The 11554-nt window shown below is 70.7% G+C and carries 8 protein-coding genes; 3 read left to right on the top strand and 5 right to left on the bottom strand.

Going from position 1 to position 11554, the window contains the following annotated elements; all coding sequences use genetic code 11:
• Nucleotides 1–23: 23 nt before the first annotated feature.
• Together ACWPN8_RS07180 and ACWPN8_RS07175 are read left to right on the top strand one after the other, a co-directional pair.
• Nucleotides 24–1313 carry an Nramp family divalent metal transporter gene (locus ACWPN8_RS07180; protein WP_492240333.1) on the top strand — a complete coding sequence of 430 codons (1290 nt, stop codon included), beginning with the start codon at nt 24–26 and terminating at the stop codon, nt 1311–1313.
• 83 nt (nt 1314–1396) lie between these two features.
• Complete coding sequence (locus ACWPN8_RS07175; protein WP_109452008.1) at nt 1397–1609, top strand: SlyX family protein; 213 nt, start codon at nt 1397–1399, stop codon at nt 1607–1609.
• A gap of 16 nt (nt 1610–1625) precedes the next feature.
• On the opposite strand, the gene ACWPN8_RS07170 is transcribed toward ACWPN8_RS07175, so the two are convergent.
• Together ACWPN8_RS07170 and ACWPN8_RS07165 are read right to left on the bottom strand one after the other, a co-directional pair.
• On the bottom strand, nt 1626–3170 hold the full coding sequence (locus ACWPN8_RS07170; protein WP_492240332.1) for a multicopper oxidase family protein: 1545 nt from the start codon (nt 3168–3170) through the stop codon (nt 1626–1628).
• A gap of 71 nt (nt 3171–3241) precedes the next feature.
• The gene (locus tag ACWPN8_RS07165) at nt 3242–3622 is read right to left on the bottom strand and encodes a hypothetical protein (protein ID WP_492240331.1); all 381 of its coding nucleotides are present in this window, start codon (nt 3620–3622) and stop codon (nt 3242–3244) included.
• A gap of 186 nt (nt 3623–3808) precedes the next feature.
• Here ACWPN8_RS07165 and ACWPN8_RS07160 point away from each other — a divergent pair, with 186 nt between their 5' ends.
• Entirely contained in the window at nt 3809–4018 is a 210-nt protein-coding gene (locus ACWPN8_RS07160; protein WP_109452014.1) for a hypothetical protein, read from the top strand.
• Between the two features lie 107 nt (nt 4019–4125).
• Here ACWPN8_RS07160 and ACWPN8_RS07155 read toward each other — a convergent pair whose 3' ends face one another.
• The 3 genes from ACWPN8_RS07155 to ACWPN8_RS07145 are packed head-to-tail and all read right to left on the bottom strand — an operon-like array spanning nt 4126 to nt 11431.
• The gene (locus tag ACWPN8_RS07155; RefSeq protein WP_492240330.1) at nt 4126–4347 is read right to left on the bottom strand and encodes a hypothetical protein; all 222 of its coding nucleotides are present in this window, start codon (nt 4345–4347) and stop codon (nt 4126–4128) included.
• Nucleotides 4322–6196 carry a penicillin-binding protein 1C gene (pbpC, locus tag ACWPN8_RS07150; RefSeq protein WP_492240329.1) on the bottom strand — a complete coding sequence of 625 codons (1875 nt, stop codon included), beginning with the start codon at nt 6194–6196 and terminating at the stop codon, nt 4322–4324. The genes ACWPN8_RS07155 and pbpC overlap by 26 nt, the downstream gene beginning before the upstream one ends.
• Before the next feature lie 18 nt (nt 6197–6214).
• On the bottom strand, nt 6215–11431 hold the full coding sequence (locus ACWPN8_RS07145; protein ID WP_492240328.1) for an MG2 domain-containing protein: 5217 nt from the start codon (nt 11429–11431) through the stop codon (nt 6215–6217).
• Nucleotides 11432–11554 lie beyond the last annotated feature (123 nt).

Here is an 11554-nt window from a genome sequence, read left to right as displayed (position 1 = left end):
CGTCCCGTTCAGGAGCAACCGGCGTGAAGACCGCATCCCCCACCATCGCCGACACCGTCCCCACCCGCTCCCCTGCGGTGGGACGCCGGTTCTGGACCATGCTCGGCCCCGGCTTCGTGGTGGCGGTCGGCTACATGGATCCCGGCAACTGGGCGACGGACATCGCGGCGGGCTCCAGCTTCGGCTTCGCCCTGCTGTCGGCGGTGCTGATCGCCAGTCTGGCCGGCATCTTCCTGCAGGGGCTGATCGTCCGGCTGACGCTGGCGACCGGCACCGATCTGGCCCGGCTGATCCGCCAGCGTTTCCCGCGGCCGGTGGCGATGCTGGTCTGGGCGGTCTCGGAGCTGGCGATGATCGCCACCGATCTGGCCGAGCTGCTGGGCAGCGCCATCGCGCTGAAGCTGCTGTTCGGCATCCCGATCATGGCCGGGGTGGTGATCTCCGCCGTGCTGACCTTCGGCATCCTGGCCCTGCCCGGCGCCCGCGGCCGTGCGCCCGAACTGGTGGTCGGCGCGCTGATGAGCGTGGTCGTCGTCTGCTTCGCCTGGGAGTTGGCGATTGCCCGCCCCGACCCCGGCGCCCTGCTGGCCGGTCTGGTGCCAAGCGTCGAATTGGCTCGCAATCCCGAGATGCTGTACCTGTCGCTGGGCATCATCGGCGCCACCGTCATGCCGCACAATCTGTTCCTGCATTCCGGTCTGGTGCAGGCCCGGTTGGCCGAGGTCAAGACGGAGGAGGAGCGGCGGCAGGCCGCGCGCTGGCTGACCATCGACTTGTCGACCGCTCTGGCGCTGGCCGGTCTGGTCAACGGCGCCATCCTGGCCGTCGCCGCCGTGGCCTTCCAGGGGGCGGCTGCCGGCGCCTCCCCCGGCATCGAGGACGCCCACGCCCTGCTGGGCAGCAGCATCGGCGGCGTCGCCGCCCTGGTCTTCGCCATCGCCCTGCTGGCCGCCGGCCAAAGCTCCACCACCACCGGCACCATGGCCGGGCAGATGGTGACGGAGGGCTTCCTGAACCTGCGACTGCGCCCGGTCACCCGTGCGCTGATCACCCGCGGCGCCTCGCTGATCCCGGCATTGGCGGTGCTGGGCAGCGCCGGGGACGGGGCGGTGGATGGCTTGCTGGTGCTGAGTCAGGTGGTGCTGGCCCTGACCCTGCCCTTCATCCTGATCCCGATGCTGGTGCTGCTGCGCAACGACAAGCTGATGGGCGGGCTGGCGATGGCGCCGCTGACCCTGCGGCTGGCCAGCCTGACCGTGCTGGTGCTGACCGGCCTGTCCGGCTGGCTGGCCGGCACCACCGCCATGGCGTGAGCGGAAAGGCACCTCGACCCGGAGCGGGGAATGGTCCATCTTGCGGCCCGTTCCCCGATTTTCCTTCCTGTCATCGGTGCCCTATGGATCCTGCCCTCGAACAACGCCTCGCCGATCTGGAAAGCCGCCTCGCGCATCACGAGCGCATGGCGGAGGAGATGTCGGAGGTCATCTTCGCCCAGGGCCAGACCATCGACCGCCTGACCGCCCAGATGAGGCGCATGCGCGACCGGGTGGAGGCGGCGGAATACGCCATCGCCTCCCCGCAGGACGACCGGCCGCCGCCGCATTACTGAGGGACTGGGAGCGTCCTCACCCCACCCCCTCGTAGACCACCTCCGTCATCATCCCCGTCGCCATGTGCAGCAGGTTGTGGCAATGCAGCGGCCAGCGGCCGGGGTTGTCGGCGTCGAAGGCGACGGTGACGCTGCCCATCATCGGCACCAGGACGGTGTCGCGCACCGCCCCCGCCACCGGCCGGCCGTCGATGGCCACCACCTGGAAATGATGGCCGTGCAGGTGCATGGGATGCGCCATCATCGACGCATTCTCGAAGGTCAGCTCCACCCGCTGGCCCTGGCGGACCGTCAAAGGCCGGTGCGCCCCGAAGGTCAGACCGTCCAGGCTCCAGACATAGGGCGCCATCGAGCCGGTCAACTGCATCCGCCGCGTCAGGTCGGCTGTACGCGCCGCCAGCGGCATGATGGCGATCAGTTGCCGTTCCAGCGACAGGTCGAGCGGATCGGTCTGCGTCTCCCCGGTCGTCGCGATTTTCTCCACCGCAGCGCCGGGGGTGGCAAGGATGATGCCGGTGCGCTGCACCGCCCCTTCGCGCAGAGCCAGGATCGGGAAGGCGCCGCCCTCGGCCGGCACGGTGAGGCGGATGTCCAGCCGCTGGCCCATGCTCATGGCGAAGCGGCTGCCGGCAACCGGCTGCACCGGGTTGCCGTCGGCGGCGATCACCTGCCCGGTCAGCCGCCCGAGGTCGAGATGGAAGGCGGTCGAGGTGGCGCCGTTGATGATGCGCAGCCGCACCCGTCCGCCCCGTTCCACCCGGACCAGTTCGGGGTCGGCGAGCGTGCGATCGTTCGCGAGGTAGGCGTCGTACTCGACGTCGTTCAGGTCCATCGCCATGCCGCCGGACATGCCGCTCATGCCATGCCCAGAGCCATGCGCCGAACCATGTCCCGCCTGTCCGTGATCCATTGAGCCATGGTTCATCACGCCGTGATTCATGGCGCCAGTGCTCATGGCACCGTGATCCATCTGGCCGTGCCCGCCATGGGCCGTTCCGCCGGCCGGCGCACCCAGGGAGGCCAGCAGTTCCGCCGGGTCGCGGAAGGTGAAGTCGTGCAGTAGGAGTGTCACCTCCTGCTCGTCGGTGCGCACATCCTCTGCGCTGCGGACCACCAGCGGGGCCGCCATCAGCAGCTGTTCCTGCATCCCGTGATGGGAGTGCATCCAATGGGTGCCGGTGCGGGGCGCGAAGTCGTAGCGGACCGACTCGCCGTCGCGGATCGCCGGACGGTTGTTGTCGACGACACCGTCCTGGACATAGGGCGGCGTCTGGCCGTGCCAGTGGATGATCGAGTCCTCGCCCGCCCGGTTGGCGAGATCGACGACGAAGCGCCGGCCGGGATCGAGGGTCAGCCCATGGGTGCCGTCGGGCTGGCGGATGCCGAACACGCCGGCCGCCTTGCCGTTCACGTCGAGCGTGCGGCGGTCGACGGTCAGCCGGACGGCATCCTCCACCGGACTGGCGGCAAAGACGGAACGCGGAAAGGCGGGAAGCAGGGCGGCACAGCCGCCGGCGACCGCCGTCGACAGCAGACGGCGGCGCGAAAGCGCGAGAGTCATGACGGACTCCGAAGATTCGGATGAAAAGGGGATAAGGAAAGGCGCCGCGGAAGCCCAGCGGCGCGCCGGCATCATCCCAGCCGCGGCGGCGGCAGGTCGGGCCGCACCCCAAGCCCTTCACGCAACAGTCCGGTCGTCCACCGCAAGCGCAGCCCGGTGGAGCCGACCGGGGTCGTCAGACCGGCGCTTGGCAAACCGACGACCATGGGGGCACAGGCCATGCCGGCGCAGCAAGGCTGGGTCGCGTGATGCGTCCGGCCCGGCGCGGGGCGGCCATGGTCCATTCCATCCATGGCGGCCGCGTGCGGCACGCCGTGCACCGCCATGGCGGCCGGCGCATCATGCGGACAGGCAGCGGCGGCATTGCCCGACCACAGCAGCAGGCCGAGCATCACGAGGACCAGCGCCCCCGCGACCCCGCTCAGCCTCCGCATCCAGTCGGCGACGCGCATCGGCACCGCACCGCTCCCGCTTGTTGTCAGCCTTTCCAAATAGGCCCTCGGTGGGAGCCGGTCAACCGCCTCCGACCGCCGGACAGGGCGTCTACCCATTCCGTCCTAGGCGTTTTCCCGAGCATGGAACTGCAACACACTGCCCCTATATTGGCCGTCACCCGAAACCAAGAAAACACTCCCGAGATGTCCGCCCCCGCCCGTTCGGCCACCCTTCTGCACACCGCGACCCGTCCGCTGCATTGCGCCTGCTGCGGCCGTCCCTTCGTCCGTCCGTCCACGCGGGGGCCGGCACCGCTCTATTGCTCGGCGGATTGCCAGAAGCAGATGCGCGTCCGCACGCGGGTGTGGAGCGGGCGCGACGACGCCCCCTTCGGACTGCGCCGCGCGTCTTAGAGACTGTCTGGTGCTCATTGAAGCACCAGACAGTCTCTAAGCTTTTGGTTCTTCGTGTGATTCACGCTTCAAGCGATCCCGCTTGAACCGATCACACTCCAGCGGTTTCAGCGAATCTCGACGGTCGCGCTGTCGCTGCGGCCGTCGGCGTCCAGCACGGTGACCCGCACCACCCCCGGCCCGTCCGGACGCCAAACCACGTCGCGGGCAATCGGTGACTGGGCGATGCGCCGCCCGTCGATCAGCCAGGATAGCGGGCGACGCCCGCCGGTGGCGGTCAGGGTCATCGGCTCCCCCTTGCCATCAGGGCCCAGTGCCTCCAGCACCATGTCGCTGACCGGGAAGGTCAGGCGCAGCCGGTCGGTTCTGGCGCGGCCCGGCCAGTTCGACCTCGCCCGGCCGCAGGTGGCGCAGCAGCTCCGGCGGCGCCTCGTTCCTGACCGGGCCGGCGGGACGGCCGCGCTCGGCCGGCAGCCGGTCGAAGACCTCGAACAGCAGCGGAGCGGCGGTGTTGCGGCCGTAATGGTCGGGGCTGGGCGTGCCGTCCGGCCGCCCGACCCACACGCCGACCGTATAGCGCCCGGTGACGCCGAAGGCCCAGGCGTCGCGGAAGCCGTAGCTGGTACCGGTCTTCAGCGCCACCGGCCCGCTGCCGCGCAGCTCCTGCGCCTGCACCACCCCCGGCGGCGGCGGCGAGCCTTCCAGGATGGCACGGACCTGCTGCGCCGCGGTGGCCGACAGCAGCCGCTGCTCCGCCCCGCCGGGCTCGTCCAGCCTGGCGCGCAGCGGCGCCACCAGCCCGTCGCGCGCCAGCCCGCTGTAAAGCATGGTCATGTCCCACAGGCTGATCGACGCCCCGCCCAGCGCCACCGGCAGCCCCGGCAGCGTTGTGCCGCCCGGCAGCACCAGCCGGGCACCGGCCTTGCGCAACGCCTCGGCGAAGCGCAGCGGCCCGACGCGGTCGAGCACCAGCACCGCCGGGACGTTCAGCGAGCGTTGCAGCGCCTCCATCACCGTCAGGTCGCCGGTGAAGCTGCGGTCGAAATTGCGCGGCGCCCAGTCGCCGAAGCGGGTGGAGACGTCGGCGATCTGGGTCAGCGGGTGGATGATGCCGTCGTCGAAGCCCAGCCCATAGATGAAGGGCTTCAGCGCCGATCCGGGCGAGCGCACCGCCCGCACCATGTCGATGGGGCCCTGCCGTGTCTCGTCCAGCGCGTTGGGGCTGCCGAGATAGGCCAGCACCGAGCGGTCGCGGTTGTCGACCACCAGCACCGCCAGCCCGGCCTGCGGGTTCAGCGTTTCCGCCGTCTTCCGGCCCAGCGCCTCGACCGCCTGTTGCAGGGTGCCGTCGATGGTGGTGGCGATCTGCGCCCGTCCGGGATTGGCGCTGCGCAACCGGTCGGCCAGATGCGGGGATGATGCCGGCAGCGGCAGCCGGGCCGAGGGCACCGGCAGGGTCTTGGCCTCCGCCACCGCTTTGGGCGGCAGCGCGCCCGCTTCCGCCACCCGGTCCAGCACCTTGTCGCGCGCCGCCCGCGCCCGCTCCGGATAGCGGTCGGGGCGCAGGTGGGAGGGCGATTGCGGCAGCGAGACCAGCAGCGCCGCCTCCGCCGCGTCCAGTTCAATCGGCGCCTTGCCCAACAGCATCAGAGAGGCGGCGCGGATGCCTTCGATGTTGCCGCCATAGGGGGCGAGCGTCAGATACATGCCGAGGATGTCGCGCTTGCCGTAGCGCCATTCCAGCTGGGCCGCCCGCGCCGCCTCGATCAGCTTGGCGCTGAAGGTCCGTGGCCGCGGCTCCAGCAGGCGGGCGACCTGCATGGTGATGGTGGAGGCGCCGGAGACCACCCGCCCCGCCCCCAGATTCTGTCCCGCCGCGCGCAGCACCGCCAGCGGATCGACGCCGGCATGGTTTTCAAAGCGCCGGTCCTCGTAGGCCAGCAGCAGCTCGACGAACAGCGGCGAGACATCGTCCACCGTCGCCGGCAGCCGCCACGCGCCGGCCGCGTTGGTGAAGACGCGGAGCGGCTGGCCCTTGCGGTCGGTGACAGTCACCGACAGGTCGGCCAGCCGGTCGAGCGGCGGCGGGAACAGCCGGTCGAGCAGCAGCGCCGTCCCCATCAGGGCGGCAAGGGCGGCCACCGCCACCCCCGCCCGCCTTACCCAGACATTACGCACCCAACCCGGCGCCAATCGTCACTCCGCCGGACGGACGGTGATCCGCCCGGTGGTCTGGCGGGCGAAGAAGCGCGGCTTGTACATGTCCTCCACCGTCGCACCCGGCAGCTCGTAGGTGCCGGGGGTGATGGCGCGGACGATGAAGGCCAGCTTGAAGGTCTGCTGGTCCTCCGTCAAATCCACCGCGGCGACATAGCGGTCGTCGCGCGCCTCGGTCGTGCGGGTGTAGCTGAGGTCGCCCAGCCACGCCATCTCCTCCGGCGTGCCGCCGCCCAGCTTGGCGTTCTCGATCTCCCAGCCGGCGGGCAGCGCATGGGTCACCATGCCCTGGTGGAACAGCTTGGTGTTGGCCTCGCCCTCCAGCACGACGACGAACACGTCGTTTTGCTTGATGGTGTCGAGGTTCAGCACCTCGCCCTTGCGGGTGAAGAAGTTGCGCTTGATGCGCAGCCCCTCGCGCGCCGCCGGCTGCGGCGCCACCGGCACACCAGACAGCGACACCGCCTGCCAGACCGCCGCCTTGCCGGCGTTGGCGACCGGGATGCCGGCCTTCAGCTGGGCCAGCGTCGGGGTCAGATCGACCCGCGCGCCGTCCTTCTTCGCACCGCCCAGCGTCATCTCCGCCTTGGCCGGCGCGCCGCGCAGCAGCGCGTCGGCAGCCAGCACCGACCACGCCTTTTCCTGCGTGTTGGTGCGGTTGGCGGCGGTGGCCGACGCCGGCAGGCGGTCGATCAGCGCCGGGATGCGGGTGCCGGCCATGTTGACCTCGGTCATCAGCGCCACCAGGGCCGCGGAGTCGCGCACGGTCGAGCCGTAATCGACGTGCCATTCCTCACGTGCCAGATGGCCGACCGCGCTGTCGAAGGCGCTGGCCGCCCGCTCCTGGTCGCCCATGCGGGCGAGCGCCGCACCGAGCTGCCCCTTGGCGAGCGGCGTCGGCAGCTTCTCCAGTGCTGTGTCGTGCAGGTAGCGCGCCGGGCCCGGCAGCGAGACGCCGGCCAGCGCCAGCGTGTGCAGGGCATAGGCGCGCACCGCCAGATCCCCCGGCTCCGACGCGCTGGCGATGGCGCGCTGGCGCAGCCAGTTCAGGGCGTCGGTCAAGGGCTTGTCGGGAACCGCCTCGCCCTTCTGCTTGGCGCGGACGAGGAACTCGGCGGCATAGGCGGTCAGCCAGCCGTCGGCCTCGTCATTCGCCCCCCACAGGCCGAAGGCGCCGTCGAAGCGCTGCTTGTCCAGCGTGCGGGAGATCGCCTGCTGGACCCGCGCCTCCAGCCCGTCGTCGGGCTTGCGGTCCTTGCCCAGCGCCAGTTCGACGTCGCGCACCACCAGCAGCGGCAGGGCGCGGCTGACCGTCTGCTCCAGGCAGCCGAACGGGTAGCGGTCGAGCGCCCGCAGGATGCCGGCGACGTCGAAGGGCGGTGCGGTGGTGAAGCTGGCCGACCAGCTGGTGGTTCCCGGCAGGTAGGTCGCAAGCTCGGCCCCGTCGAAGCGGACGCTTTCGCCCGGAGCGATCTGGCGGGTGACGAACTGGGTCTCCACCGACCGCGCCGGGCGGACGGTGATGCCGTAGTCGTGGTTCAGCGACAAATTCTCCGGCCCCTTCACCGCCACGGCGACATGGCCGATGCCGGCGGCCACACCCTTCAGCGGCACGATCAGCGTCTTGCGCTCGCCCTTCGCCAGCGGAACCGACAGATTGCCGCCCTCCACCGCCACCGCGTCCTGGGCGGTGACGGCGACCTCATAGGTGCCAGCAGCCGCCTCGACATTGTGCAGCGACAAGGTAACGCGGCTGTCGTCGCCGGGGGCGAGGAAGCGCGGCAGGATGGCGTCGGCGACCAGCGGATCGCGCACCGTCACCGGCCCGGCGGCGGAGCCGACACGGCCGCGGCTGTAGGCCACCGCCATCAGCCGGAGTTCGCCGTTGAAGTCCGGCACGTCGAAGCCGATGCGGGCGGTGCCGTCGGCGCCGACCTTGACCGGCCCGTGGAACAGCGAGACCACGGTGAAGGGCACCACCGGCAGTCCGGCGCCGCTCGAATCACCGCCCTGGCGCATGGCGCCATAGGGACCGTCGAGCGGGTCGATCAGCCGGCCGTAATCGTCGCGGATGTCCAGCCCCAGCCGCCGCTTGCCGAAATAATGCTTCTCCGGCTGCGGGCTGGCGAAGTCGGTCAGGCGCAGGATGCCCTCGTCCACCGCGGCCAGCGTGACATAGGTGTCCTCGATCTTCCCGCCATCGGCGGCGGCGACCTTCACCCCGACCTCCAGCCGGCTGCGCGGGCGCATCACCTGCGGCGCGTCGAGCGTGACGGTCATGGTGCGCACCGACGGATCGACGCCGACCCAGGCCACACCCATGGCGCGCACCGGCTGACGTTCGCGGCCCTTGACCGGCGGGCGGTAGGCGGTGGCGGTCACATAGGCGCCCGGACCCCAGGCGGCATCGACCGGGATCTCCACCGTCGCGCCTTCGGCCGGAACCGAGATGGTGCGCACGTCGAAGATGCGGTCGGTCGCCACCGTCACCAGCAGTTCGCCGGCGAAGGGCGGCGCCACCCGGATGCGGGCGGTCTCGCCCGGCTTGTAGGACTGCTTGTCGGTGGAGACCTCCAGCTTGTCCGGGATGTCGGCGGTCTCGTCGCCGCTGGCCCAGCCGGAATAGAAGCGGTAGGAGCTGGCCACGCCCGCCGCCTTGTCCGTCACCTCCAGCCGGTAGCGGCCGAAGTCGCGCTTGCCAAGCGCCACCACCGCCGGCTTGTCGGCGGCGACATCGACGCTGCCCGAGGCCAGCGGGATGTCGCGCACCGTGGCGTTGTAGCTGTAACGGCCGTCGCGGCGGAACCAGACGAAGGACACCCGTTCCTCGACCAGCTCCCACTTGATGCCGGGCTTGGCGACGGCGCTGCCGTCCGGCGCCACGGCGACCAGATCGAAGGCGGCATCGCCGCCCTCGCCGACGCGCCCGTCGGAGAAGCGCGGGCGCAGGCCCAGCGCATGGGTCTTGGGCCACACCGGCACGCTGACCGACTTGTGGACCGGGCGCCCGCCCGGCTCGGACAGGGTGACGCGGATGTCGGCGCGCAGCGGCTTGCTGGTGTCAGGCACCTCCGGCAGGGTCACGGCGATGTGCGACACGCCCTGCTCGTCGGTGGTCGGGAATTCCAGCGGGTCGAGCCGCTCGGTCGGGTTGTCCTGCACCCGGCCGAAACGATAGTCCTTGAAGGCCGGATAGGGCATCGGGTCGGTCTTCAGCGCCACCTCGGCGGTGCCCTCCAGCCCGGCGGCCGGCGGGCCGTAGAGGAAGCGGCCCTGCGCCGTCACCTCGAAGGGCTGGCCCGGAACCAGGATCGGCGCGCTGGCGGTCACGTCGAGCGCCAGCTTGATCGGCACGAAATCCTCGACCTGGAAGGAGCCGCGGCCGATCGGCTCGCCCTTCGGGTCGCTGTAGACCTGCACCTCCCAGCCGCCGAGCGGTGCGGTGCGGGTCAGGGTCAGCGGCAGGAAGAAGCCGCCGGCCTCCTGGCCCTTCAGGGCGCCGCTGTAATATTCGGTGCCGCTGGGCCGCAGGACCTTCACCGTCAGCGGGAAGTTGTCGACCGCCTCGGTCTTGTCGTCGCGCAGCAGGATCGACAGGTTCACCGTCTCGCCCTGGCGGTAGACGCCACGGTCGGCATAGACGAAGGCGTCCATCGGTCCCGGCGCCGGACGCCCGCCGACCCCGCGGTCGCTGAGGTCGAAGGCGGCGCCGGTCAGATCCTGCATGGCGAAATCGGTGCCGAGATAGGCCATCGCCATCTCGGGTGCGTTGCCGCCGGTCTTCAACAGGCCGGGGGCGAAGCGGGCGCGGCCGAACTCGTCAGTCTTGACACGGGCCAGTTCGGTGTTGTTGCGGGCGACCAGCGCCACATCGACCCCCGGCAGCGGCTTGGCCGTGCCGAAGGAGCGGGCGAAGACGGTCAGCCCATCGGCGCCGCGGAAGCTGGTCAGGCCGATGTCGGACAGCAGCACCCACTGGGTCGCCAGCGCCTCCCAGCGGTCGGACTCCTCCACGTCATGCGGGCGGGCGGTGACGACATAGAGGCCGGCCTTGGGATCGTCGCCCACCGCCTGCCGGAACGGGATCGCCGCGGTGGTGTCGCGGTTGCGCTCCCCCTTCACCTCCAGCGAGCCGGACCACACCAGCTCGCCATTCTCCTGGGCGAGCCGGTCGGCGGAGTAGCTGGTCAGCTCGTTGAAGATGTTGCCTTCATACTTGTTGGACACCAGCGCCCGGTCGGCGATGCGGTAGACCGACACGTCGAGCCGGTCGGTGTTGACGCTGACCACCGGGATGCCGTCGGCCCCCTTGCGCGGCAGGATGTAGGCGGAGCCGCGGAAGGCCGCCATCGACGGCCGGTCGGGCACGCGCACGCGCTGGGTCTCGTCGGCTTTCAGGTTCACCCCGTCCTCGCCGGGCAGACCCTGGCGCAGGGTGACGGTGTAGCCGGAACCATGGGTGACGCCGCGCAGGCACAGGCTGTTGTCGCGCGTCTCGATGGCGGTCTTGGTCGCCGGCTCCACCCGGACATAGTCGTCGAAGCGCACGCCCTGCTTGCCGCTCAGCCGGTCGCTGAACTGGAAGCAAACACGCGGGCTGCTGCCCTCCGCATTGACGGTGACGCCGGTCAGCGCCAGCCCGGCCTTGCGGCGGAGTGCGACGATGCGTTCCTCCAGCTTCGGCGCCTGGGTGTCGAGGGTCGCGGCCTCCATCTTCGGCGCGATCTCCTGGATCGACCTCAGCGCCTTGACCGCCTCGTCCGGCTTGCCGAAGGCCTCGTCCATCAGGGTGGCGATGCGCCAGAGGATGGCGACCCGCTCCTCGTCCTTCGGGTTGAACTGGCCGGCCATCACGGCGCTTTGCAGCGCGCGGTCCCGGTTGGGCGGGGTGGCGGCCTGCCAGACGGCGCTCAGCTCCAGCCAGACCGACGGGGAGCCGCCGCCCTGGGTGATCGTCTTCTCATAGGCCTGGATGGCGCCGGCCATGTCCTTGCGGTCGCGGGCGGCGCGCGCCTGCTTCAGCAAATCGGCGATCACCTGCGGTTTCGGTTGCGGCGGCGATTTCAGCAGCAGCCCGTTGGCATAGGCGGAAGCGTCGGAGAGGGCGCCGGGCGGCGTATAGTCGGCACGGACCGGACCGGCCGCAAATGCCATCACCACCAGAACCCAAAGCAGCGTCAACAGCCGTGCCATCATGTCGCCTTACAACCGGAAGCGGGATCGCCCGGTTATAGCGCCGATAACCCGGTCGTGGCGATATGGCGAACCGCCGATGTACCGTTAGGCTGTATGGGTACCACCACGCTTGTCGAGAGCGGT

The organism is Azospirillum sp. UENF 112521, assembly GCF_058780665.1.
Note: the sequence above shows the minus strand (reverse complement) of the source record. Positions and strands in the feature narration are given on the sequence as shown.

What these genes read in the sequence shown, in the direction of transcription:
- ACWPN8_RS07160 (WP_109452014.1), top strand. Translation starts at nt 3,809, where the DNA reads ATGTCCGCCCCCGCCCGTTCGGCCACCCTTCTGCACACCGCGACCCGT.
- ACWPN8_RS07165 (WP_492240331.1), bottom strand. Translation starts at nt 3,622, where the DNA reads ATGCGCGTCGCCGACTGGATGCGGAGGCTGAGCGGGGTCGCGGGGGCG.
- ACWPN8_RS07145 (WP_492240328.1), bottom strand. Translation starts at nt 11,431, where the DNA reads ATGATGGCACGGCTGTTGACGCTGCTTTGGGTTCTGGTGGTGATGGCA.
- ACWPN8_RS07155 (WP_492240330.1), bottom strand. Translation starts at nt 4,347, where the DNA reads ATGGTGCTGGAGGCACTGGGCCCTGATGGCAAGGGGGAGCCGATGACC.
- ACWPN8_RS07175 (WP_109452008.1), top strand. Translation starts at nt 1,397, where the DNA reads ATGGATCCTGCCCTCGAACAACGCCTCGCCGATCTGGAAAGCCGCCTC.
- ACWPN8_RS07170 (WP_492240332.1), bottom strand. Translation starts at nt 3,170, where the DNA reads ATGACTCTCGCGCTTTCGCGCCGCCGTCTGCTGTCGACGGCGGTCGCC.